This is a genomic window from Pantoea folii (genome assembly GCF_056678875.1).
On the sequence record NZ_JBWXON010000010.1, the window covers coordinates 1 to 24,826 of the forward strand.

Genomic DNA, 24,826 nt, shown 5'->3' on the forward strand with positions numbered 1-24,826 from the left:
GCTTCTCAGCGTCAGCTCATTATTCAGCAGGTGTTGTTTCATCTCGCGGAACCCATGCTCTATTTCCCAGCGATGGCCGTATAAATCCACGACATCTGCTTTGGGATACCTCAGGGGGTCGCACATGGATGTCAGGATTTGAACCTTTTTTCCGTTGAGTTCTTTGCTGATAAGCCTTGCCGTCAGCGTGTCCGCAGCACCCTGCCATTTTTTCTTCGCCTGCGGCGACAGCTGTAATTCCACCAACTCCTGCCCGGCCCCTAAGCTACGGATTACACGGTACTGTGCTCCTTTGCGCAGCGGCAGCATCCAGTGTCTTTCCGTTCCCGCTGACTGCCAGGCGTGCAGCAGACCCAGCGCATAAAAACCTTTATCAAAGAGGGTCAGAGAGTGGTCGGGGGTCTGTGGGATAAGCTGAGCGGCAAGTTCGGCTTCGCCGGCAGCTGAGACGCTGTCGAACGCTGCTGCTGACAGCAGGTGACTGGTGACTTCCATCTGACAGACCATGCGCACCTGCGGCCACTCAGAGCGCTTATTAATATTGGCCGTTCGCCCGAAGGCGGCATCATTCTCTGGTGTGTCAGGGGTGCGCCATACGGTGCCATCCACCGCCATCAGAGTCAGTCCGTTCCAGTGCGACAGCGGTGTCTTTTCAAACCACAGGCGCTGCGTTTTCTCAAACATTAACCGGATAACATCTTCTCCAAATCGCTGTCGGGCCTGCACAACCGCGCTGGGCGCAACAAAGGGCCTTTTCCCCGGCAGAAGGATATCCAGGTGTGAGACGAGCTGGGTCATCGAATGGGAGCGAAAAAGTGCCATGCCGGTCACAGCCCAGACCATCATTTCCATCGATAACCGGCGCTTTCGTAACGTCACTGTGCCGGTATCAGCAAGACACTCATCAATGAGCTCAGGAGAAAGGAGATCAGAAAGCGTCGAGAATTCCTGAGGCGTAAAGTGATGAACGATATCGAGAGCCTGACTGAGAAGCATAAAAAAAATCCGTAATCCCTGAGAGATTACGGATTTTTGCAGAACTGCCGGATCGTTCAACCGATCATTTTTGTCTTAACTGATCGGCATTACGCCTGACGGCGCGGTATAAAGTTATCTTTCGCAGGGCTACTTGCCGGGCCGATCCTGGGCGGAAGCGGCCAGCACGCCCGGATGCAGGTGCACGCCGGAAACGTCTGTGGTGGCACGCGCTTTGTGCAGGTCGCAGGCGGCCTGCATGGATAACCAGAGGCGCGCCGCAATGCCCAGCCCCGCCTCCAGCCGCACCGCCATTTCCGGGCTGACCGACGCCTTACCGCTGGCGACCTTACTCAGCGCCGCTGCTGACACGCCCAGCTCTTTCGCCAGCACGCGCAGGCCGATGTTATTATCTTCAATGTACTCGGTGATCAGGCCGCCCGGATGCGGGGGATTGAACATGGCCATCAGTGGTAGTCCTCCAGGTTGAGAATATAGGCATCACCGTCCGTGAATTCGAAGGTAATGCGCCAGTTAGCCCTGACCGTGATGGAAAACAGGTTTTTCCTGTCGCCCTTCAGGGGGTGAAAACGAAAGCCCGGATAGTTCCTGAATTCATCCGTGGAAAGCGCCTCATCAATGACCAGCAGGCGAAGCCGGATGCGTTCCGCGTCCTTTGCCTGTACGCCGCTGATATCACCTTTCTCAAACAGCTTCTGTAATCCTTTGTGCTTCCAGCTTTTAATCACTTTTCGGCTCCGCGTTTCCTGTTGAGAAACAGTATACCATATGTTTCGTCACGCGAAACGCTCTGTGCTGTTATTTTTCATCGCCCTGAGAAAGGGTGTTCATGGCCGTCAGCTTGTTTGGCACCAGCCAGCGGTTCATGCCCTTCTGGGCGCTGTCCATGTGCAGCGATCGCAGGTGAATTTCTCCCGCCACTTCACAGGCAACGTCTCCGGCATACGGCTGCAGGGTTTCCAGGCCGTTCAGCGACGGAAAGCGCCGCGCCCACGCGGCGATCATGTTCTTCAGATCGTTTTCCGGCACGCTGTCACACCAGGCGGCGAACCAGCTGCGCAGGGTCTCCGGCGTGCGAAATGCCAGCTCGGTTTCAGCCTGACGGATGCGGTTCTCCATCTGGCGTTCCTGATAGTCAGCGGCCTGCCGTTCCCGCCGCGACGCGTGGCTGACGGACTTATCTGCAGCGTGTTTTGCACGTTCTGCCCGGCGGAAAACGGCCTCCGGAAACAGCGTGGTGGCCAGTTCGCCCGGCAGCGGCAGCGGGCACACCTCCCCCGCCGTGCTGAGGAACATCTCCAGCGCGCCTTCCCACTCCGGCAGCGGCGCGCGCTTTTCGCGCGGGCGCAGGTAAATGCCCCGGATGCGGTTCAGTGCCTGGACGCTGACGCGGCTCCTGCCGCTCAGCTGCTTCATAAACGCGGCGGCGTAGGGATGGCGGGCCAGCCGCGCCCCCCGCTGCTGCGCGTGCTCGACCGCCGCGATAGCCTGCAGGGCGGCCTGACGTTCCGGCAGCAGGGTGACCAGAGAGAGTGATTTCGGGATCATGCGGCGTGCCCTCCCATCCGAAGCGCGGCGACCAGCTCACCGGCACCGGTGAAGCCCGCCCGCGTGTACTCTGCGATTTTTTTAAGCGTGGAGCGAAGCGTCTCAGGTTCAAAGCGATAGCCAGCGCTCAGCGGGACGCGCGACCGGGTGCGCGCATCCGTCAGCACCGCACACCACAGCGGCGAATCAGCCGAAGGGCTGAGCAGCTCGACGGCAAGCCCGGCGGCATCGGCGCGGGTCAGCCGCAGGTGTACGGGATAGGCTCCGCCCCACTCGCCGCGCATCTCGCAGTCTGTGCGCCAGCTGTCCGGCAGCTGCAGCGCGTTCAGCACGGCACCGCTCAGGCGCTGGCGAAACGCTTCGCCCCGGTTGCGGTAGGCTTCAAAATCGCAGCCGGTGAAGGCCTGCAGGGTGTTAAGCGTGAATTTTTCTTCCTGGGTCATGATGTTCTGCTCTGTCTCGGGGTTCGGTTTTCCGGCCCGTTTGGCGGGCCGGTGCGGTGTCCGGCAGGGTCTCCCCTGCCCTGGCTCACAGTCCCGGGTTACCCGAGGAGATGTCCCTGCTCAGCCAGCGATTCCGTTCTGTTCCCCGCAACAATGATGTGGTCAAGAAGTCGCACCGCGACCAGTTCAAGCGCTTTCTTTAGCCGTACGGTCACCGTAATGTCAGCCCGGGAGGGTTCTGTTTTGAATGACGGGTGGTTATGACTCACAATCACCGCGGCGGCGTTCAGTTGCAGCGCCCGGTAAACCACCTCACGGGGGTGAATCTCCACACTTGAAATAGATCCCTGAAACAGTTCTTCGTAAGCCAGCAACTGATTCTGGTTATTCAGAAAAGCGACCGCGAACACTTCCCGCCCGAGCCCGGCAAGCTTCGCCCTGAAGAACTCTTCAGATATCTCAGGTGAGGTAAAGCTTGTGCCGGTCGGGTAACGGTGATCGATGGCGCGCACGGCCTCCTCGAGGATTTGGCTCTCCGTGGCCATCACGTAATTTCCCTGCGCATCACAAATCTGCAGGCGGGTTAAAAAGCGAACGTTATCACTGAGGTTTGCAACCCGTGGTGCTGTCGATTCAGACGCCGTATCGTTGTTGTCTGACTTTTTTTTGCGGATCTTCTTCTCGACCGGCGCACGGTCAGTGGTCGCATTGGGGGTAATGTTAACGAGAGTGTTTTGCATGGTATCGCTCCTTAATCCGGCTGAGTGGGTGCAGCACGCGCTGCGGACCCGAAAAAGACCTTCTCTGACGCGGGTTTCTTCTTTCCGGTCTGGCCTTTCGCGGCAAAGGGCAAAGGAGCAACGACGAAGTGAGGGCATAAAGGGGCGACGACAAAAAGTTTTTGCGGCCCTTGGCGAAAAGTTTCTGGCGGCGTGCACTTCACCCCTTTTTGCCTGAACCGGCGGTGCTACGACCAGCCCTCCGCGCAAGGGCTGGCCGGAATGCAGAGGAGCGTCAGAAGGGACGTTGCAGACCGCCCCGCGGGCTGGCCTTGAAGGCCCGGCGGTTTTTTGCCGGGACGGTGAACGCGACGGCGAAGCCGGCAGCAGCCGTTGACCTCAGCCATCAGACCCTAGCCGTCAGGCACGGAGCGCGGCCCTTCGCGTTCCGGCGGAGCTTACCGGCTTTGCCGGTTAGCGCAGTAGGGCTCGACGACCCGGCTTGCCGGGAAGCCGAAGGGGGCCATGTCCCGGAAGTTTGTTCATATTTTGAGTGTGTTTTCAGTGATTCTGCCCGAGCCGGCGCTGGTTTGACTCCAGAAGTACTTGCCTGTCACGCTGAAAAAATTCGGGATAGTTACGAATTATCACAAGCATGAAAAAATGTATGCAATTGAATTTAATAACAAATAATGTGCCATCACTCTCTGTTAAGGTTCCGCAGTAAACAGACTGGCCAGGAATTCGAATAAGGCCACCGAGACCGGCGCCGCAGGCGCGGGAACCGGGGCCGCCGCGAAGGCGGCAGAGGTTTTTCGCCTTTACCGGGGCACCATACGAAACGAAAAAAAGCGCTATAATTCAGACGGACATAGAGCACTGCCTTTCTTCTTTCTGGTTAAGGATTAACCCGTAGCCGTTGCCGACGTTCCGGTTCCGTTATGAAGCGCCCCTGTCACGGGGCTTTTTTTTCTAGTTATCCGGGCTTCCGTGCCCGCCCCGGTTAACCCTTCAGCGCGTCCATCACTTTTCTGATGGCTTCAAGCTCCTGCGGGAAAAACCGCTTTGCGCTCCCCTCGCCGTTCTGCGCATCTTCAAGCCGCATAAAATCACCCGCAACCCGCAAAATATGAGTCAGCGCAATTACGGGCACGCTGACCTCCCGCGCCTGCTCCTCCTCATCGCGCAGGTTGTTCAGCATTTCGCGGACACGGTCCTGGCCTATACCGTATTCAAAGTGATACCCCTCATCCCCAATGGCGCTGAGCACCCTGTCCGCCTCGTCCTCCGTCATATCCATACATTCGCCACAGTTCATCACATCGGCTTTTGTCCAGACCAGAACGGCGACTGACTGCTCATTGCCGAAATCATCGGTCAGATTTTTGCAAACATCGATAACGCTGCCGTGCATCATGTATTTTTCTCCTGTTAACGGGGCGGCCATGACGCCCCGTGGATTAATCAGTCCAGCGCGGCAAAAATCGCTGCGGCTTCGGGGTGGGCAAAGGCGTAGTCGGTCAGTTGGCGGTGACGGCGGCAGTACAGCGCGCACAACTCTGTGTCATCGTGGCGGTCATACATCCAGCTGCGGTGGTTCAGCACCAGTGAGGTGATCACGATGCCCGCCGCCTCGCTGCTCAGGCGCACATCGCTGTGGTTTGCCGGGTTAACGAAACGCCAGGTTTCCTCCGCTGCGGGCTTCATGAAGCCACCGCCGGAAGGCAGCTGCGCGAAGTCCCACACGCCGCCGTCGTAGTCCGTAAGGTAACGATCGGCGTACAGGTACACGTTGTTTTCGGCGCGCATGAAATCGTCGCCGAACAGCGCGGGCAGGAAACGCAGGCGCACGTAGCCGTCAAGGACGCGCGCGGACTCAAAAGCAGGGGTGGCAGTATTCATCAGAAATCTCCGCAGTCAGGGTGGGTAACAGTTCCGGCCTGTGCCGTGACTGAATGACAGCCCGGCGAAAAGCGGAGTGTTCAGGAGCGGTGACGAGGCCGCAGCGCAAGCGAACGGAGGCGGGATTACGGACGGCGCAGACGCGAAGCATGAGCGGAGGCGCGACGGGAGTAAGCGCGCCAGAGAGAGTGCGAACGGGGGAGGAGACGAGCTTGCGCCTCTTGAACACGCAGCGGCCGGGCTAAAGTGAAGTCACGGCACAGGCCGCAGACCGCACGGTTTTTATTCCCCCGCCGCAGGCGGCATCAATGAGGCGCGCAGCAACATCCCTATTGTCTTGTCCACATCCGGGGTGCATATCCGCCCCGGAACCCTGTGGATAAAACTGGCCCTGCCGTGCGCCGGCAGGGGTGCAGAGCGCTGTTCGATTTTCAACCAGTCACGCCCTCAGGTGTTTCTGTATCACGGCCGCGCGGCGGAACAGTTCAACCAGGTCATTATCGATCCCCTCAATCAGCAGGCCGGCCATGCGCTGCTCGCGGCTGGCGCCCTGCCAGAGGTGGCGCGCAATCATGTCGCGCAGGCGCAGATGAAATTCGTACAGCGACTCTTCCAGGTCGGCCACGTCGGCCGCCAGGGTATCGTTATCAGGGTGCATAGTGTGATCGTTCATCGTGTTCTCTCAGTTCATCAGGCCGCGCGGGCGTCGCGGTGGGCATACAGGCGGCGCAGGCCGGCCGCGTGGTACTGTTCCATCAGCTCGATACCAATCCAGCGGCGGCCGCACTCCTGGGCGGCCACGCAGGTCGAGCCGGAACCTGCAAACGGGTCCAGAACAATGGCGCCGGGCTGTGTGAAGGTCTCAATCAGCGGCCGCAGGGCGCTGACCGGCTTTTCGGTCGGGTGATGGCGGTTGCCGGTGTACTCCCACGGCATCACATCCGGCAGCGGCTTCGCCGGCAGCGCCGGGCGCCCTTTGGCCAGCACGTAGGCGCTTTCGTGCTGGTAGCCGACGAAGGCCGATTTTGAGGCGTAAGGCTTGGTAAATACGATGTGGCCCACCACGCGGAAGCCGGCCGCCTTCCACGCCTGCATAAAAATGTCTATCCGGTTCCAGCCGTAGAAGCTCACCGCCAGGCTGTTGTCTTTCAGCACCCGGAACATTTCGTTGCTCGCCGGCTGGACCCACTCGCTGTTCACGTCGTTGGCAATCGAACGGCCGGAACGGTCCTTAAAGCCGACGAGGTACGGCGGATCGGTGAGGATGAAATCAATGCTCTTGTCCGGAAATCCGCCCATAACCTGTACGCTGTCGCCGTGCATGAATCGAGACATAGTGATGCTCCTGTGTATGAAGGGGGCACCGGTAGTGGTGCCGTGACCTCCACACAGACGGGCGAACAGCAGAGCAAACGGGGGCGACACCGGAAGCCGCACGCGCCGCCGGAGCGGACTGAATGTCCCGCGCACGGCGGGGAACGGGTGAGGATGGCGGCGACAGCTTACCTTGTTTGCGAGGCCGCCCGGCTACCGTGAGGGCACGGCACTTTACGCCCGCCGTCTTCCGGCCGCAGGACGGAACACGGCATGAAAGCGGAGCGCAGCGACAACCTTTTTTCATTCCTGAAGTGATGCCGCCGTGACCGGCGACATCAGAGGATCTGCAGCTGCATACCGGGCAGCGCTATGCCCCTCCCTTCTCCAGCAAGACAGCATCGATGGCCATCTCCAGATGCCACCAGTTAAATCCCTCGTTTGCATCATGATGGTCTTCGGCATACTCCATGGCCGCCGCAATCTCATCCGGCGTCATGGCCGGGTTAATGCCCAGAAAGTCCTCTGCCAGCCAGAAGGTGCCGCAGCACAGCTCGTCATCGCCGACTGCGGCCAGCCGCGCCCTGAATTCCCGTACGGTCATTGCTCTCATCGCTTATCCGGCGGGTCGCCCCGCCGCCTCCGGTTCAGCCGCCGTAGCTGGGCACGTTATCGATAATCCACTCCGGGCCGGTCACGTCCCGGTACCCGTCCTCATCCGCTTCCTCGCTCCATTCCAGCGTCTCGCAGCGCTCATCCAGCTGAAGGCCGCCTGAGTAGGTCGCCCATCCGCAGTAGTCGCAGCCGGCTTCGGCATACCAGTGCTCAGCGGTGACGCCGTAACGTGCGGTAAGGGCGCACATTACCTCAGGTGAGGGTGGCGACCAGGGCGTATCAAAGTCGGCGTTAAATACTGTTTCGCCGGAATACGACAGGTTAAGGTCGTGCGCGTGTGGCCACTTCGTGCCGCAGCGGTCGACGGTGTCCGTAAATCCGTCGGGGACGCCTTCAAGCAGGCGGCCGTTATAGCCGTTGATTTCAGCATCGAGGCGCGGCGGGAGCAGCTGCAGCATGTCGAAAGGCAGGGTTCGGAGGGGAAGCGCCTCTTCAAGGCAGAGTCCGTCCCATTTGTCAGTCACTGCCTGCCCGCTGATTGTCCAGTGCCAGTCACCCTTCTTTTTCTCCCACAGCGCGCTAATCGCCGCCTGCTGCTCTCCGGTCAGGGACACCCACGTCATGTACTGCAGACCGCTGGCCAGCCACAATGCGTGCAGCCGCTCGCAGGTCTCCGGCGTCAACACCGCGCCGCTGCGCAGCAGTTCCAGCCACTGCGTAAACGCGCGGTTTTCCGGCGTGTCGCTGCCCGCCGTCACGGTCAGTGCCGGATAGGGCGCATATTCGGTTACGGTCGTCGGCCGCAGCAGCCCGGCGCAGCCCGCCAGAAAAAGCTGAATCCCCTCCCCCGCAGCCCGCACGTATCCGGGCGCGCCAGCGCCCCCTTCCATCAGCGCCTTCACCTTCGATACTTCCTCTGCCGGGCCTGTGACCCGCAGCCTGTTGGCACACCAGTTCGGCATGTCGACTCCTCCGTTAAGGGTTGCACGGTGCCATCTGCACCGTGCCGCCACGGAAGCCGGGCAAACAGCTGAGCAAACAGGGGCGACAACGCAAGCCGCACGCGCCGCCGGAGCGGACTGAATGTCCCGCGCACGGCGGGGAACGGGTGAGTATGTCGGCGCAGCTTCCCTTGTTGGCGAGGCTGCCCGGCTAAGGTGAAGGCACGGTGCGGTTTTCTGGAACTGAACCGGCGCTGGAAAGCAGAAGCCTGAGAGGCGTCCGGCGAAGCAAAGACGCCTGAAAGAAGCGGAGCGGAGCGACGTCCGTCACTGGCACGGCGCAGGGAAGTCAGCTTTTTTGCTTAAAAAGTAACCCCGCCGACTATGATGATGAGAGAACTCACCGGTCTCGCACTCAGGGGATATGTTCGCGTCGCATATCATGCGTGGGCATACCTACTGTCCCTGAGTTCGGGCAGTGCAGCATACTGTTATTCGGGCTCAGAAGAGTCGACCCTCCTGCTGCTCAAAGCGGTCTGCCTGAGTGCCGGCATCGCGGGAATGTCCGGCACGCTGCTTTCACGCACACTTCGCGCATGACGGTAAATATCAGGTTTTCCTGACGGTCATCGGGACAGTGAAACACCATAATTTTGGCATAATGGAAAAGTGCAGTAATTGCACTTTTTTCAGATATTTAAAAGGATATCACATGACAGGATGGTATCTGAGGCTGTGGCGCAGAAGTATGCTCTGGAGTCGGGAGCGCGCGGCGGCAGAGCTAGGCGTGAGCCTGCGTACGTACAAAAGCTATGAAAATGCAGAAGAGATTAAACGTTCGGTGGCCCCGGCAACGGTGACGCTTTCACTTACCGGGATGATGCCTGCACTCAGATCTCAGCAGCTGAGCGCAGAACGTCTGCTGCAGCTCCTCGGCGAGATGACGGAAAGCGTCAGTAAGGAAGTCTGACCGGGCGGCGTGAACTGACCGCGGATGAAGAACAGGAAACAGCGGATAAAAAAATCCCGGGCGAGTGGCCCGGGAGCAACAGGAGTGAGCACTTCCGGTCTGAGGCCGGCGATGTTGGATCCTGAGAGCATGTCAGCTATTGCAATACGTCACACTGGTGTTGGCACGAGGAATAACACACGCGATAAGCATAGCGCCCGACGCGTTTTTATTTGCCGGGAAGCGTCTGATTTAACAGGGCGAGGTGCCGGTACGGTTACAGTTTATTAACCCCCTGGTGAAATCGGGGTGAGAAATTCCGTACCGGCACTGGAAAATTTAGCACACTCACCGCGTTCAGGTATCGCGGTCTCCGGGCAACGGAACACCCTCCCGCCACAGCTGCCACATGGCCTGCCTGATGCTCCAGAATCCGGGCGAGTAAAACACGCGCCCGAGCTTTTCTGCCATGGCCGGCGTCACCGGCTTACGATCGCACAGCAGTGACCAGACATCCCGCTGTGCCAGACCGGATTTCAGGCAAAGTGATTTTACCGTCATGTCATGTTCAGCGAGCAGGTAAGCGAGAAAGCGGCCGGGCGAGGTGCGGCCATCCATATAGCCTCGGAGTCCGTGAAGGTGATAGCCCGAGCATAAGAGGACATCGGCAGCTGCACAAGATCTGTACCATTTATTGTGAGAAATCCGCTGCAAAACTCACACCGGGGGACAGAGGTGAGATTAAGGTGTGGCGAAAGTGGGATAGCAGGCTGCAGAAACAGAAAGGCCCGGAATAAATCCGGGCCATCTGGAACCAGTGTGGCGTCATCCTGACACCGAGCTTGCGAGATAACTATAGCTGGCGCTGCGCTTTTCATCCGTCAGGATAACGAAAATATTTCATTATCTCTCAATGCACTGAGTGGCTGGGAACCGGTTCATTGCAAAGTCTCACTTGTCACAGAATTCAGCCTCATTAATACTGTACATATAAACAGTATATTTAAGAGGAGGATTTATGTGTCATATCATGCTGATTTCAATTGTTCCGGCAGCGCTCTGCAGAGGGCCGCAGTCGTGAAACCCGCGGAATACGCACCTGGCCTGACGCTGCTCTGGCTACCCGTTTTCACACCGCGGGTACGCGTGCCACTTTATGCCGAGCCGTGTGCGGCGGGATTCCCCTCACCCGCCGCCGATTATGTCGAAAAAGAGCTGGACCTGAATGAGCTCTGCATCCGCAGGCGCGCCTCTACGTTCTTCGTGCGCGCCAGCGGCAGCAGCATGGAGGGCCTTGGGCTTTATGACGGCGACGTCATGGTGGTTGACCGGGCCGAGGAGGCGTCGCACGGTGACATTGTCATCGCTGAGGTGGAAGGTGAATTTACGGTTAAACGCCTGCAGCTGCAGCCCCGGCTCGCGCTGCTGCCCATGAATCCGGCCTACCCGGTGATTTATCCGGAAGAGCTGCAGCTGCTCGGCGTGGTCACCTGGTGGTTCAACAGCACGCGTGCGCGCCGGAGGTAACGATGCCTATGTTTGGCCTGGCAGACGTGAACTCGTTTTACGCCAGCTGTGAGGCGCTGTTTCGTCCGGACCTGCGCGGTAAACCCGTTGTGGTGCTTTCGAATAACGACGGCTGCGTGATCGCACGCAGCGCCGGTGCCAAAAAGCTTGGCATTAAAATGGGTGCGCCGTGGTTCCAGATAAAGACGCAGGATTTTACAGAACGCGTACACGTCTTCAGCAGTAATTATGCGCTATACCACAGCATGTCGCAGAGGGTCATGACGGCGCTTGAAGAGCTGACGCCTAAAGTCGAGCAGTATTCCATTGATGAGATGTTCCTTGATTTGACCGGCATTGACGGGTGCGAGGACTTTGAGCACTTCGGTAGACGCCTGCGAACGCACGTGATGGCCACGACCGGACTGACAGTCGGCGTTGGTATGGGTCCCACTAAAACGCTGGCCAAAAGCGCACAATGGGCCAGCAAAGAGTGGAAACAGTTCAGGGGCGTACTGGCCCTGACACCAGGAAACCCTAAACGCACCGCCACGCTTCTGCTTAACCAGCCGGTTGAGGAGATCTGGGGCGTTGGACGGCGTATCGCTAAAAAGTTAAACATTATGGGCATCGAAAATGCCCTGCAGTTATCGCGCGCGCACCCTGCCCTCATTCGCAAAAACTTCAGTGTGGTGCTGGAACGTACCGTACGCGAACTCAATGGCGAATCCTGCATTCCGCTCGAAGAGTTTGCGCCCGCGAAACAGCAGATTGTGTGTTCACGATCGTTCGGCGAGCGCATTACGTCAAAAGTAGCAATGCAACAGGCTCTGTGTCAGTACGCGACGCGTGCATCCGAAAAGCTACGGGGTGAACGTCAGTTTTGTAGACGAGTGGGTATTTTTATTCGAACTTCACCGCACGCACCCGGTGAAGTCTTTTACGGTAACAGCGCCGGTGAAAACCTCAGCGTCCCGACGCAGGACACCCGGGATGTAATCGCAGTAGCAATGCGCTCGCTTGATCGCATCTGGCGGGAAGGCCGGCGCTACATGAAAGCGGGCATTATGCTCGATGACTTTACACCCAATGGCGTCAGTCAGCTGAACCTGTTCGATGAGAACGGCCCCCGACCAAACAGCGCGAAGCTCATGAAGGTCCTGGACGGGATTAACCAGTCAGGGCTTGGAAATTTGTGGTTTGCAGGTCAGGGCATAAATACTGAATGGAAGATGAAACGTCAGATGTTGAGTCCAGCCTGGACAACCAACTGGAAAGACATCCCGGTTGCGAAGGTATGCTGACTTGAGAATTAATACTCAGCATGCCCTCCCCCACTGATTTGGCGGTAACTGAAAATAGCAAACTCATTTAAGTACATGAGTAAATACTCAAATGGGTATAGTTGCAAATGAGTAAAAGGTCAGGCGTTCAACTGTCGAATAAACAGAAGTTTGTACCTTAAAACTGAGGGATACATTTACTCAGATGTGCATTTACTCAAAAATGATACATATAAACAACACAAGCTCTTGGGCAGGGTTCAATCCTTTCGCCCGCACAGCAGATATCTCAGGTGTACTAAATATTGAGCTATCCATAAGTTCTAAAATCGAGTGTAGTAGAAGCCCCTCACACAAATGAGTATTAACTCAACTGAGTTTTTACTCATTTGAGTAAAATTATAATCATTCAATAGCGCGACCCACTTGTCTCCAAAAAGCAAATGAGCAAATGAGCAAATGAGCATAAAATTAAACACGCATTTACTCATTTGAGTGATTGAGTAATTTAACACATCTTCGAGATTTGCTTTGCTGGGCATGCAAGGAAAGGCGCAGGGGTGATTTTTTGGCTGTAGAAGTGTAAACTGAACAAAACCAGAAAGTTAGGTTACTCAACCCCTCAAATACTCATTTGAGTATTTGTGCAAAGTTTCAAATGAGTATTGACTCAATTTTAATACTCATACACAACACAAGATCTTAGGAAGTGTGTAATCCTTTCGCCCGCACAGCAGATATCTCAGCTGTGCGAAATATTGAGCTACCCATAAGTTATTAAATCGAGTGTAGTACAAGCCCTTCACACAAATGAGTATTAACTTAATTAAGTTTTTACTCATTTGAGTAAACTCAAAATCATTCAATAGCGCGAACCACTTATCTCCAAAACACAAATGATCAGATGAGCATAAAATTAAATACACATTTACTCATTTGAGTAAATGTGTGATTGAGTGATTGAGTGATTGAGTAACTTAACACATCTTCAAGATTTGCTTTGCTGGGCATGCAGGGAAAAGTGCGCAAAGATGACTTTTTTGTTAGTGGAAGTGTGAACTGAACAAAACCATAAATTTAGGGTACTCAACCCACAAATACTCATTTGAGTATTTGTGCAAAGTTTCAAATGAGTATTAATACAGGTGTTAAATGCGCACGTGTTTACAGCCGAGCGAACATTAAATGAGAGCAGACAAGTAAATACTCAAAGGAGTATTTACTCATTCTCCTTCAACCAGTCGTCTACGAGGCTACTGAGCACGTCCGTGATACTGATGCCTCTCTTGGCACAGGCTGCCTTAAAACGCGTATGCTTATCTTCATCGAAGTTAACGTTTACTCGCTTTTGTTTGCCAGAAGCAGGGGGCATTGCCTGGGATGGAATAATTTTTCCGATATCTCTGTGCGTACCAAACGTCATCGTTGGTGACGAGTGTTTCTTCTCAAGTGCCATAATAGTCTCCTTTCATTTGAGTATATGAGTAATTACTCAAAAAGAGATACAATTTCTTTAGTAAGGATCTGGATTTCACCCTGAGCAGCTTTATCCGAGGTATCGAAAACGCTTCCGCCTTCAAGAACGGATCTAACGTAACTCTGGCGCTGAGTAATCGCTGTTTTGAGAGATTTGATTCCAGTCTGACTGATGCTTTCTTTAAGCACACCTAACATGGTTGCCTGCTCAATCTTACGTGTGATCAGGAATCGCGCCTCAACAGGGCGATTATAAGCTTGAGCTTCAAGAACGGTGACAACTGAACCTGCTGCAGAAAAATCGAGCGGACTCGGCGTTACAGGAATCAGAATTAAATCGCTGACCATGACCGCAGCTGACGTGATCACGGAAAGTGAGCCAGCTCCGTCGATGATGACGTAATCGTACTCACTGAGTTCTTTGCGAACCTGATAGACATCTTTCTCAGATGACGCAGTGAAAACATCAAATGCAGCTTTTCCAGCGCTATTCCAGTTTGTCAGACTCATCTGCGGATCGGTATCAACTACTGCAACTTTTTTACCGCCACTCGCTAAGCAGGAGCTGACATTGATAGCCGCAGTGGTTTTACCAGAGCCGCCTTTAGGATTCAGAAACGAGATAATCTTCATACTCAAAACCTCATTTACTCATAAGAGTGAAAGTGCATATGAGTAAACCACATGTGAGTAAAAGCGTAAAGCATCAAACACACAATTTATCATTTACTCAAATGAGTAAAAAATCATTAGTCTATGTTTCTGTTTAACGGAACTATTGAAAAAATCTAAGGAGAAATTGATATAACTCGTGTTAATACGATAGGGGAGGGGGGCATTACAGGTACAAAAATATCCTCAGCGGTGCTTAGTCAGTATGTCGTAAGACCTCTAATTGAACGGACTGTTTTGGAGGATACTTACAGGTGACGGTCAGAAATTATCAACTGAGAGTGCGATCGTTTCTTACAGCCACCTGATGAATCAAATGAATGGTGCTTTATCAACTTCGGTTCTAAGCGACACGACCACCATAAACAACCGCGAGTGCTCGGCGTGAGTAGGCACGCAATTCACCGGGAGCAACCATTTCTGTTCCGGCAGAGGCGTTGGTATCATGATGAAACTTCCCGGCATAAGTGTTGATTTCTGTAAGCTCTTCTACCAACTCGCGCGCATGGTAAAGAGGGCTGTCTTCTGCAGCAGCTGAAATCTTCCTGACGATTTCGCCGAACAGCAACCCGGCAGGAACGTGCCCCGGATAACGTCGGTGAAGATACCCTTCGAGAAGAGGCCTTATAGCCGTGGCTACATCTCTCTCAACATATGCCTCACCTGAAAGATAACCGCTGACCATCCTGTGGTTACTGTAATATGCGGACTCACACTCCCTATCAATATCTAAAGCCGAAAAATCACTGTGATCGCCATGCAAATGAACGATCCGCAGTGACATTACATTCTGCAGTTCTTTTTTTCTTTCAAATTCGTCGCGAAGTGATTTTAGAAAATACATGTCATGGGCCATGACGATAAGTTGATGGCTTCTGTCATAGATCTTTTTGAGGACATTGAGGGTCTGAGTGCGGCGATGCCTGTCAAGGCTACACATAGGATCGTCTATAACTACAATTTTATCCTGTAACTCTGCATCATTCATTACCACTGCAATAAAGAATGCAAAGGCGAGAGTGCGTTTGTCTCCTTCGCTCAGTGATGTGCGGAACGAAGCGACTTCGCCGCTGAGGGCGAGTTTCTCACCTTTGAGCTCAATGACGTATTCCGATTTAGGTTCGCCACCACCACTGTAGTTGTAGCTGATTTCCCGAATCTGAAACCTTGCACCAAAGCTGTCCAGAAGAGTGTTTATGGCCTGCTCATACTGCCCCAAGGTGTTTTGCATTAATGTGTTGAGTTCATCTCTTAACGCTTCTTTGTTTGCCAGGGCGGATTTCTCATCATCTTTTGCTTTAGCAATTGCCTCAATGAGAAGGAGCACTTCTTCGGAGAATCTTATCTGCCGATCCCGAAGTTCAGTCAGGCGCTGGCGATATTGAACTACAGGGAGTTGAGTTAACTGCTGACGATAAGCTGTAATACTGACATTAGCGGTTTCTACGCTCTCGTTGTAGGCGGCAACATAGTCATTAATGGATTTTAAGAGCGTTAAACACTTGCCAGTAAGTTCAGCGTCTACGGCTGTTAATGGTGACGATTTTTTAAGCGCGATGAGTTCTGTCAGTAAGACCCCCATCTGGTCGTGAAGCTGTTTAATTTTCGCCTGATCCGGAAACACAAGTTCCAGGTGCAGTTCATTAGCCCAGGTGTTTTTTAAGGAATCAGCTTGCTCCATCAGGCTTTGTAGAAGGGGAAGATTGAAAGAAGATAATATCTTTTGCTTTAGTTGATCCAACGTTGCTACCTGAATTGTCAGGCGGTTATACGCATCATCGAAGCATTCTTTATAATATTCAATAATTTGTACACCAGAAACACTTTGTTTACAGAATGGACAGCATTCATCCTTCAGGTACTCGAGACCGCTGTGTGCCCATGCCCTGAAACCAGATATGCCGATATGTTCAACATGAGCCTTAACAATCTGCTCGGCCTCTGAACTTAATTGTTCATGGGTCATTGCAAGAATAGCCATCAGGCCATCAATGTCAGGAGAAAAGAGGGGAAGTGGCAGGAAAATTTTACGAGTTTGCAGAGAGGACATATTGTCTGCCTGACGCAATTGCTTCTCAAGATCAGCGATTTCTTGAATAGCATTGGGAATATCTTTAAGTTTAACAAATGCAGAGAGTGTTAATTTACCTCGATAACGCTCAAGTTTTCCCTCTGCTAATTTCCGAATACTGGTCTTTTCTGTGGCAGTATCAGTAGCATCTTTAAAAGCTTTCATCGCGGAAACAGACTGTTTTCCTAAAGCAAAACTCAGCAGACGCTTTCGATGAGCTGCATTTATCTCCCCGCCGGAGTAAACACTACTTTCAACAAAATCAAGATCATATACATGCACTCCTGAATATTGAGCACTCCAGCCCGCGCCGTCAAAAGCCGCGCGGTTCCCATGAGAAAAGAGCAATTCGATATTCTGTGGAAGTGTTGAACCGATAGTTCGGCGGTTAGTCAGGAGTTGTGCATTATTCTCACCGTATGATTTAAACAGAGCTGCCAGCGTAGACTTTCCTCGACCATTATCACCGTAAATCATCGACAGTTTGCGAAACTGAAAACTGGCAGGGCGGATGTCAGAAAAAAGGCCGATTGAAGTGATTTTTTGTATTCTTTCTAACACATTAATATCCTTATCATTCGTATTAAATTAATTATCTGAGCATAATACTCAGCAGTGAGAAATAGATTCTGAAAGAGTGGCGAGTTCGGGATAATAGAGATCCCAGAGCCGTGTAAACTTAAAACTTCCAGCCATCGGAGTTTTTTGCGCCCTGTACGTCAGGCGCTCTACACTCATATATCGGCGAAGTTTAACTGCATATCGAAAGGCTATCAAAATTTAGCCTTCGGTAAACTGGGTACTTACCAGTTAAAATCCAGCTATATCATCATTCTTCAATGCCATAAATCTCATTGTTTAATAAATCACTCCTATAGAACAGAACTGCTTGAAAACCACCTGAGAAGCCTGACATGAAATTTTCCAATCTCATTTAATGAAATAATATTTCAAGTCAGCATTAAGTTGAATATTAACCCTCTGAATTACAGGAATATTTCTTATCAGATAGTACATATCAGTAAATACTTTGATAGTCTCAGCATAATAGCTATGACCTAATGAAAAGATCGGCCTTTTTATTTCACTTACATCGATCGTCTCAATGTTATTGAAAACACAAGGTGGTTGGGAATTTCCAGCACGTTTGTTGTCATGTACGAAATCTGATGCACTAATCGCTAGATCCGTATCAGAGGAGTACAGAGTTACATTTTGGTATTTTGCGAAGTTTGATTCGATTTTCCTGATAATATCAACATCCACATCTGGTGCAGCAAGGATCAACGTATGCACTTTATTTATCCCTTCCGGCCATTTCTCAACCAAATCTATTAATGCACGATTTCCCATACTATGAGCGACAATATGAAGTTTATTAATTCTATCATCTGATAAAATAATATTTAGTAACTCCTCAAGGTGATGTTTACTCCACCGGATAGTTTCTTCATCAGAAGTGTACCTCAAGACTTTCGCACGAGAAGCCCAGTTAAAAGAAAATGTAGGACCATTGAACTTAAGGTCATATTTTAGTTGTGCAGCCCGGTATAAGGCATCATCAAAGCTACAGTTATATCCATGAATGAATAACAATCCTTCATTTTCGTGATTTTCGCTCATGAAGGCTGATACCCAATCAGATCTACTCATAATCTCTGAAGAATGTATTACGATATGGTCATTAATATTTTCTTGCTCTTTTTTAAATATACCCAGCCAACGCTTTGGTCGTTCAAGAGCACCCACATCATGTTTTTTTGGTATCGTAATACTTGAACGTCCAACACGGAGTTCTTCTGCAGAATTATTATTCCTCTCATCAGTGAACTCAAATCCAAGAGGAGTAATTACGCTTGCTCTGTTTGTTCCCCAGAATATATTTACCTTCGTAAAATTTTCCTCAACCAATAAGTTGAAGTTTTCTTTTTGTCTTCTTCTTTTTTCTTTCCCTACTGAATGTGTAATTGCTGAGCTTATATTTTCACTTGGATCATCTTTGAATAAAAACACAGCTTCATTGATGGTTCTATCTATTACTTTCGAATCTGTATCTCTATAAAATCTCTTAGTATTTCTAATCAGATAATTATATACACTATCTGATTTTGAAGAACCTTCTAACCATGGCATCTGTCCGCTGACTAATTCCCGGCCATTAGCTTTTAGCACGTCCAATTTAAAACCATTCGATCTGATTATATGATATCTTAAAAAAGAATCATTCGAACCTATCGACATTATTTTTAAAAGACGTTCGACAACCTCACTACCAGGTTGTGCCTTGTGGTTTTTTTCATATAAAAACTCATTTAAGAGTTCATAGTCTTTTCTTCTGACCGTGTATTGAATTTGGTTATATTTATCATTATTTGATAAAGAATCGAATATTTTAACATAACTTATGCTGTTTGTATTTTTGTAAATCCCCATTACCTTCAAGTACAGCACTGAAAGAATTAAATCTAGGTTTGAAGAGTTTTTAATGTCCATTTATTACCCTTTATCTTGGTGAGCTAAACCCGTTTACAACCAGATGGTGAGCGGAGAATTGTATTTAAAAAACGAACAATTTTCGACCAGATTTTCATTGAATGTGGAAAATATCAACAAAACCCATGTTCAAAAGTGGATCTGATAAGTCCGGTCCTGATATGACTCTTGGAAGCAGCCGAACTTGTAAAGAGTCCTGCCAGTAAACAAAAGAAATTCATTTTACCCAAAAGCGTCAATCGGTCCAGACGTTGCAAGGGGGCGCAGTGTTGTTTCTTTTATTGGTATTACCCCATTTATACCAAACGGCGGGATCGGGCCCGCAGGCCCTGTGCCGCAAGGAAAAGGGCGGTTTTCCGGGAAAATGGGACCCTTTACGGGGTTTGGATAACCCTCTAATCTGAGGGTAAAACCAAATATCGGATCCTTCTTCCGCGATTTATTGATCTGGTTCCCGAACGTCCACCGGGCGAAAATAGCCATATATATGAACAGACATCGCTACGTGAAAATTAACGGATGAACAGTCTCCATTCCTCAGCAGAACTCGCCAGAGCGCGTCACCGCGCTCGCCTTCGCGCCCGGTGCCGATTTTGCTACCGCGGTGGCGCTGCGGCGCATGGCCACCGCTAACGGCGCCACGCCTTTCTATTTACTGTCGCCCGAAGTCGCCGCGCTGCTTCACTACATGCCGGACCGGCGCCACCACTTTCTGTTCAGCACGCTGTGGAACATCGGCGCGCGGATCGGCGAGGCCTGCAGCCTGACGCCCGAGTCGTTTGTGATAGACGGCCCCCGGCCGTTCGTGAAAATTCTGTCTGAGAAGGTCAGGAGCCGGCGCGGCCGTCCGCCTAAGGACGCGGTGCGGCTGGTGCCGCTCACCGATCCCGCCTACGTCCGTCAGGTCGAGGTCTGGCTCGCGAGCGAGCGGCCGAGGCGCCGCGAGCCGCTCTGGCAGGTGACGACGAGACCATGCGCAACTGGCTGAAGGCAGCGGTGGCGCGCGCCGCGGACGACGGCGTGCACTTTTCTATTCCGGTGACGCCGCACACGTTCCGTCACTCGTACATCATACACCTGCTGTACCACCGACAGCCGCTCAAGGTGATTCAGGCGCTGGCGGGACACAAGGATGCGCGATCGATAGAGGTATACACGAGAGTGTTTGCGCTCGACGTGGCGGCCACGCTGAACGTGTCGTTCAGCGGGCAGGCCGTGGAAGCGGCGGCGGTGCTGAGAAGCCTGCCGCCGGGCTGAATACAAATATCAGATAAAGGAGTAACACAGAATGCCTGCAGGAATAATTGAAGCCGTGGAGCTGTTTTTTAAATTGGGCTCTCAGGTCTGGCTGGTGATGGCGGGATTGATGATGGCGACGCTTATATACGCGTGGCTGGTGAAAGCCGATCCGTCCGGGTTTATACGCGACCTCCTGAACCGTAAAAAACAGCGTCTGGTACACATCCGCACAATGGAATACCTGAGTGATGAGGCGAAGGAACTCGCAGAGCGTGAACTAAAGCAGCTCGCACTGCATCCGCTTACAGGAATATTTAATCACAGGCTGCAGCCTCTGGCGGTTGAGTTCTGTCACCGGTTTAATCAGCGGCCGCGTTACCTGGCAGCATGGCGCAGCTGGCTCAGCGAACATGACGGTCAGATCAGTTTTGATAAAAAATGGTGCCGGCGCGCATGGTGGGGGTATGCATACGTGAACCTTCCCCTGTCGTTCGGCCTGGTTCTGGCGATTTCCGGTCTGACAGGGTGGAAGGCCGGGATTGAGTACATTGCACCGGCAATCTTGCTAAATATGGTCACCTGGTGTTTTCCGTGGCTGATGTTTTCATCAGTGCCAACACCAGCCATGACCCGGGTCATGGTGGCTGATTTGGAAGCATTTAATAACCGGGAGACGGGATCTAGTGATGGGTGCAGGTGACAGGCTTCACCGGGGAAAAGGGGACAGTGTAGCAACATGGGAGGGGTATTTACTTTCATGATTAACGGTGAAACGGGAAAGTCCTGACAGACTGAAACCTAAGTCCTGCATGAAAGTGAATACCTTCTCACGATCCCCGGTTCCTCCATGCGGCCTCAGGCAGAAATTATGCTCAACCCAGTCTGCCGGATTGTAGCTCAGGGTTAACGTGCCTGGTATACCTGTCATTGACAGTTTGCAACCACTCACTTACATACTTTTAAATCATGTAGGGGGCCGTAACCCGATGGAAGGTATTTACTTACATGATGAAGGAATCTACTTGCATTAAACCCGACCTCCCGGGGAATTGCTAACATGAAAGAGTATTTACTTTCATGCTGCAGTCCATAAACACAGCCTGAAAGGTATCTGCTTTCATGAAGATACACCGATCGCCCCTTAGAGAGGTATCTACTTTCATGAACAGTTACGTGACGATTGCGCGTTTTCCATGAAAGTGGATACCTTTACTACGGGATAATCATGAAAGTAGAGACCTCAGCGGATGTCTGTATTAAAGCAAAGACCGAAAAACGTCCAGTGACGTCAGGGGTGGGCGACCTTCCGACGGGATACATGAAAGTAAATACCCTGAGTGCAACAGGTATGCCATAAGTTTCCGCCAGACTGTCATGAAAGTAGATACCTTTGACGTTCACCTCTTGAAAGCAGAAGCTTCTGAGCCGTCTGCATGAAAGTGAATACCTTTGGGGGAGATTAGTGACCGGGTAACGCCTGAAGCTTGGGAGAACGGCTGTTGATGACAAACTGAATCTCACGCCCTTTTTTCAGCTCGGTATAATCGATGTAGCCTATCTTCTTCAGGTCAGCCATAGCACGCCTGATGATGGAGTTCTGCAGCTTGACGGGAGAGCCCATCGCCAGACGCTCTCTGAGGCGCTTCATGGAGATGTAGAGCGTACCGCCGGGCATGCTCTCAAAATAGATATACAGTGACTGTGCGGCTTCCTTACGGGACAGTTCGGACAGCGCCTTGAGGCCCAGCAGGACTTTATGATCGTAGCGATACAGTTCCCACAGATTGCTGTCCGCCGTGATCTCCACCGTATCCGTGTTCATGTTCAGCACCGCACGCTGCACTAGGTGTGAGAACATAGATTTCTTGCCATCCTTACTGCTGAAGGCGAGCGTCACGCTGGAAATGCTGAAAAGCGAATCGTGCAGGCGCTTGCGCGAGCGGGCGTTGAGATCCGCGGACTTGATGCCGCACATCTTGGCGAACTCGGTAAAGGGGAGGCGAATGGTTTCGCTGCTGTAGCCATAAGTAGAAAAGGCCATAATGATGCCAAGCCACGTTTTGAAATCCGTGGACATGCTCAGCTTGGCGCCCTGGATCTTGATATCCGTATAGCCTTCGCGCTTTGCGACTTCCAGACTGGAGAGTTCGTCTGATGCGTCGATCAGAAAGTCACGCTTTCCTTTTTCCTTTGGCGCCACGGGTGTGAAGACGCTCAGACGCAGCAATGCCACCGGCTGAACGGTTTTGTTGCTGTTCGGCTCCAGTAGATAAACTGTTTCTGAATCCTTTTTTACGATCGCAAAAGGATTCTTTATGTCTATGACTTTGTTGTCGTTTCCCACTTATCCACACCCACAGGTCAGTAAGATCGCATCATCATGAAAGTAGATACCTTTATAGCATGAAAGTAAATACCTTTTCCATGAAAGTAGAGACCTTTTCCATGAAAGTGGATACCTAACACATGAAAGTAAATACCTTCCTCATGAAAGTAGATACCAAAAGTAGTGTTTTTCCTAGTTAGATCATAAAGATAGAGCGCTGGTGATCTCCTTTGATCTTTTAATGATCTCAATATGATCTTCTTATGATCTTAAAAGAATTGATCTATCCAGTGGATATGTTGATAAAACCAAAAAACTGCCGCGCCTGATGGCTTGCCCAACGCCTCACGACCATACAGTAAACAGTATGGCCGCTCACCGTTATATTCTGTTTAAATCAAGTCCATTTGAACGCGCATGGAACAGAGCCAGTTGCCGGATCGCATCGTGTCCATTACAGATAAGTGGTTTATGGAGTAACTGCGCAGTACATTGCAACCTTTAAACCGAAGCGCAATAAACCACTGTGGTCCGTAACGGTATCATCTTTCCGCTTACGGCCTGCCAGGGGCTTTATTGTATTCATTTGCGATGCGCCTGTTCTTCAGCTACAGGCACAAGAAGGGGAGTCTACTGTCATCAACGTGCAGGTGTTTGCGCTCAACGTAGCGGCATACAACCAGGAGAAATTTACGTAGGATAGGATAACACGCGCAAGCTGCTGCTTGACGCAGGCCGTGCCTCCGCAGGCAATCAGCGCCACGCGATTTATTCTAGATGCGTAGCCAGACGGCATAGCGCATAGTAGTCGCCGAGCGTGAGGTGGTTTTCTGCATGCCTGAGCCTGAGAATGTGCGTCACCTCCTGATGGTAAGCGTTGGCGGTACTATCTCCCTGATGAACCGACGCCCTCGGGTGCTGATCGCGGAGATAATCGTTGAAGCTGTTTCTGAGGAACGCCGCAGGGTCGGTTTGTTTCCCCCCGGAGTCCGTCAGTCCTGCCCTGAGCGCCAGAAAGTAGTGCACCATACCGACTTTTGAGTTAAATATCTGCACGAGCCGTCCGGCATAGCGCTCCCGGTCGACTCCGATATGCTCTGCACAGGCGAGGTAATTCCAACGCAGCTGCAGCGTGAAACCTTTAAACGGAAGTGCTTCAGCTGGCTCAACTCCTGGCGTGGCAAAAATGAGGCGTCCCCGGGCCATCTCTTCGAGCCTGTCAGGCGCGTGCGTCTCGATCGCCATCAGAAACGCCAGGAAAGGCACATCCGGCTTTTTCGTGGAGGTCGCAATGGCCGCTGCAAGGCGGTCTAGCCAAAGGTCGACGGTGCGCAGCGGCATGGAAAATCCGTCCGCGATGCCGGTCAGGATTTCAATAACTGCGACCTCCCGATTGGGGGTGTCCTGGAGCAGAATGGCGCAGGGATCGCTGGCGCAATAGTGCCGCAACGGCGCCAGCTGGTCATAGCGCTCCTTAATGAACGATTTCCGGCTGACCTCATTGAGAGTCACTGAGCGGTTAAAAAAGCGGTCCAGATACAGACGTGAGTCAAAGCCGCCACCGTAGATCGCCCTGATGGAGTGCTGCAGCTGAGCCTTGTCGGTGGCGATGACGAACACTACGTGATCAATGCTGAAGATGTGCTTGATGGTCTCTAGCATCTCAATGGCGTAAGTAGGGCGGCAGCGGTCCAGCTCGTCGATGAACACAAATAATGGATAGCTCAGCGGCGGGGATGCGGTATTGATAACGGCCCGTAGCCAGCCTGCTATGCCATCGCGGAACTCCTCCACGCTGCTGCCGGCCTCTTCGTGCGCCTGCAGCGCGGCTTCAACCAGCTTTGCGCCGACGTCGGCTGAGCCATCGTCACTCAGGAGTTTCGCCAGCGCCTCTGTTTCAATACCGAACCGGCTTTTGAGCAGTGCTTTGGTGACTTCCGGCGCGACGGCTTTGAAAAGACGCCACGTGCCCTTCAGCAGGCGTGAATCCAGTGACGCTTTATCGGTGCGGGCAATAAGGCTGCGCCGGATTTCAGCCACCACGTTCAGCAGCGGATCCTGTAGGTGATCGTTTTTCCAGGCGTCCACGTAGACGGTCGGATAGACGTGACCAATCTCGGCCTGCCAGCGGCGCAGAAACCAGGATTTGCCCGCGCCCCAGCCGGCGTTGAGGTTCAGTACGTAGCTGCCCGTTTCGCTTTTTGACAACAGCAGAGTAGTCAGGAACCGCGCGTGTGATGCGCGATCCATGGCGTCGGCCGGCAAATCAGTCTGCGGCATCGACCAGTCGAATCTGAGGCTTTCAGGAAGCGTTTTCATTGTCACCTCACGTC

At 52.4% G+C, this 24,826-nt stretch carries 23 protein-coding genes and 1 pseudogene; 5 read left to right on the forward strand and 19 right to left on the reverse strand.

The window, feature by feature from the left end; translation table 11 throughout:
- The 12 genes from AC1MDE_RS12845 to AC1MDE_RS12900 all read right to left on the reverse strand — a co-directional run.
- A partial coding sequence (locus AC1MDE_RS12845; protein ID WP_480344589.1) for an IS4 family transposase occupies positions 1–996 on the reverse strand: 996 nt, incomplete at its 3' end.
- Between the two features lie 129 nt (positions 997–1,125).
- Positions 1,126–1,443 carry a HigA family addiction module antitoxin gene (locus AC1MDE_RS12850; protein ID WP_034830884.1) on the reverse strand — a complete coding sequence of 106 codons (318 nt, stop codon included), beginning with the start codon at positions 1,441–1,443 and terminating at the stop codon, positions 1,126–1,128.
- The gene (locus tag AC1MDE_RS12855) at positions 1,443–1,724 is read right to left on the reverse strand and encodes a type II toxin-antitoxin system RelE/ParE family toxin (RefSeq protein WP_034830883.1); all 282 of its coding nucleotides are present in this window, start codon (positions 1,722–1,724) and stop codon (positions 1,443–1,445) included. Before AC1MDE_RS12855 ends, AC1MDE_RS12850 begins: the two co-directional genes overlap by 1 nt.
- Before the next feature lie 70 nt (positions 1,725–1,794).
- Positions 1,795–2,544 (reverse strand): plasmid SOS inhibition protein A, encoded by a 750-nt coding sequence (locus tag AC1MDE_RS12860; protein WP_480344590.1) that lies wholly within the window; start codon positions 2,542–2,544, stop codon positions 1,795–1,797.
- Positions 2,541–2,987, reverse strand: a complete 447-nt coding sequence (locus AC1MDE_RS12865) for a conjugation system SOS inhibitor PsiB family protein (protein ID WP_480344591.1) — start codon at positions 2,985–2,987, stop codon at positions 2,541–2,543. Before AC1MDE_RS12865 ends, AC1MDE_RS12860 begins: the two co-directional genes overlap by 4 nt.
- A gap of 98 nt (positions 2,988–3,085) precedes the next feature.
- On the reverse strand, positions 3,086–3,532 hold the full coding sequence (radC, locus tag AC1MDE_RS12870; RefSeq protein WP_480344737.1) for a RadC family protein: 447 nt from the start codon (positions 3,530–3,532) through the stop codon (positions 3,086–3,088).
- 1,177 nt (positions 3,533–4,709) lie between these two features.
- Complete coding sequence (locus tag AC1MDE_RS12875; protein WP_480344592.1) at positions 4,710–5,153, reverse strand: DUF1380 family protein; 444 nt, start codon at positions 5,151–5,153, stop codon at positions 4,710–4,712.
- Between the two features lie 17 nt (positions 5,154–5,170).
- Complete coding sequence (locus AC1MDE_RS12880; RefSeq protein ID WP_480344593.1) at positions 5,171–5,608, reverse strand: antirestriction protein; 438 nt, start codon at positions 5,606–5,608, stop codon at positions 5,171–5,173.
- 439 nt (positions 5,609–6,047) lie between these two features.
- Positions 6,048–6,281: a hypothetical protein gene (locus AC1MDE_RS12885; RefSeq protein WP_480344594.1), complete on the reverse strand. Its 234-nt coding sequence runs from the start codon at positions 6,279–6,281 to the stop codon at positions 6,048–6,050.
- Between the two features lie 17 nt (positions 6,282–6,298).
- Positions 6,299–6,943, reverse strand: a complete 645-nt coding sequence (locus AC1MDE_RS12890) for a DNA methyltransferase (RefSeq protein WP_100701659.1) — start codon at positions 6,941–6,943, stop codon at positions 6,299–6,301.
- 349 nt (positions 6,944–7,292) lie between these two features.
- Positions 7,293–7,535, reverse strand: coding sequence for a hypothetical protein (locus AC1MDE_RS12895; RefSeq protein ID WP_346303314.1), 243 nt, complete (start codon positions 7,533–7,535; stop codon positions 7,293–7,295).
- Positions 7,536–7,569: 34 nt separating this feature from the next.
- Entirely contained in the window at positions 7,570–8,499 is a 930-nt protein-coding gene (locus AC1MDE_RS12900) for a DUF1281 domain-containing protein (protein ID WP_480344595.1), read from the reverse strand.
- Positions 8,500–9,190: 691 nt separating this feature from the next.
- On the opposite strand from AC1MDE_RS12900, the gene AC1MDE_RS12905 reads away from it, so the two are divergent.
- On the forward strand, positions 9,191–9,448 hold the full coding sequence (locus AC1MDE_RS12905) for an XRE family transcriptional regulator (RefSeq protein WP_480344596.1): 258 nt from the start codon (positions 9,191–9,193) through the stop codon (positions 9,446–9,448).
- Between the two features lie 336 nt (positions 9,449–9,784).
- Here AC1MDE_RS12905 and AC1MDE_RS12910 read toward each other — a convergent pair whose 3' ends face one another.
- Positions 9,785–10,045, reverse strand: a complete 261-nt coding sequence (locus AC1MDE_RS12910) for a helix-turn-helix transcriptional regulator (RefSeq protein ID WP_480344597.1) — start codon at positions 10,043–10,045, stop codon at positions 9,785–9,787.
- A 492-nt stretch (positions 10,046–10,537) separates the two neighbouring features.
- Here AC1MDE_RS12910 and umuD point away from each other — a divergent pair, with 492 nt between their 5' ends.
- Together umuD and umuC are read left to right on the forward strand one after the other, a co-directional pair.
- Positions 10,538–10,954 (forward strand): translesion error-prone DNA polymerase V autoproteolytic subunit, encoded by a 417-nt coding sequence (umuD, locus tag AC1MDE_RS12915; RefSeq protein ID WP_407075079.1) that lies wholly within the window; start codon positions 10,538–10,540, stop codon positions 10,952–10,954.
- An 8-nt stretch (positions 10,955–10,962) separates the two neighbouring features.
- Positions 10,963–12,237: a translesion error-prone DNA polymerase V subunit UmuC gene (gene umuC / locus AC1MDE_RS12920; protein WP_480344738.1), complete on the forward strand. Its 1,275-nt coding sequence runs from the start codon at positions 10,963–10,965 to the stop codon at positions 12,235–12,237.
- Between the two features lie 1,198 nt (positions 12,238–13,435).
- Here umuC and AC1MDE_RS12925 read toward each other — a convergent pair.
- The 4 genes from AC1MDE_RS12925 to AC1MDE_RS12940 all read right to left on the reverse strand — a co-directional run bounded on the left by AC1MDE_RS12925 (position 13,436) and on the right by AC1MDE_RS12940 (position 18,928).
- Positions 13,436–13,672, reverse strand: a complete 237-nt coding sequence (locus AC1MDE_RS12925; protein ID WP_480344598.1) for a plasmid partition protein ParG — start codon at positions 13,670–13,672, stop codon at positions 13,436–13,438.
- Positions 13,673–13,704: 32 nt separating this feature from the next.
- Positions 13,705–14,325 carry a ParA family partition ATPase gene (gene parA / locus AC1MDE_RS12930; protein ID WP_480344599.1) on the reverse strand — a complete coding sequence of 207 codons (621 nt, stop codon included), beginning with the start codon at positions 14,323–14,325 and terminating at the stop codon, positions 13,705–13,707.
- Positions 14,326–14,707: 382 nt separating this feature from the next.
- A complete protein-coding gene (locus tag AC1MDE_RS12935) occupies positions 14,708–16,996 on the reverse strand; it encodes an AAA family ATPase (RefSeq protein WP_480344600.1) in 2,289 nt (762 codons plus the stop codon).
- 369 nt (positions 16,997–17,365) lie between these two features.
- Positions 17,366–18,928, reverse strand: coding sequence for an alpha/beta hydrolase (locus tag AC1MDE_RS12940; protein WP_480344601.1), 1,563 nt, complete (start codon positions 18,926–18,928; stop codon positions 17,366–17,368).
- 519 nt (positions 18,929–19,447) lie between these two features.
- On the opposite strand from AC1MDE_RS12940, the pseudogene AC1MDE_RS12945 reads away from it, so the two are divergent.
- A pseudogene (locus AC1MDE_RS12945) lies at positions 19,448–20,185 on the forward strand (tyrosine-type recombinase/integrase).
- 31 nt (positions 20,186–20,216) lie between these two features.
- A complete protein-coding gene (locus AC1MDE_RS12950) occupies positions 20,217–20,867 on the forward strand; it encodes a hypothetical protein (protein ID WP_480344602.1) in 651 nt (216 codons plus the stop codon).
- A gap of 759 nt (positions 20,868–21,626) precedes the next feature.
- Here AC1MDE_RS12950 and AC1MDE_RS12955 read toward each other — a convergent pair.
- Together AC1MDE_RS12955 and AC1MDE_RS12960 are read right to left on the reverse strand one after the other, a co-directional pair.
- Entirely contained in the window at positions 21,627–22,511 is an 885-nt protein-coding gene (locus AC1MDE_RS12955) for a RepB family plasmid replication initiator protein (protein ID WP_480344603.1), read from the reverse strand.
- A gap of 750 nt (positions 22,512–23,261) precedes the next feature.
- A complete protein-coding gene (locus tag AC1MDE_RS12960; protein WP_480344604.1) occupies positions 23,262–24,812 on the reverse strand; it encodes a KAP family P-loop NTPase fold protein in 1,551 nt (516 codons plus the stop codon).
- Positions 24,813–24,826 lie beyond the last annotated feature (14 nt).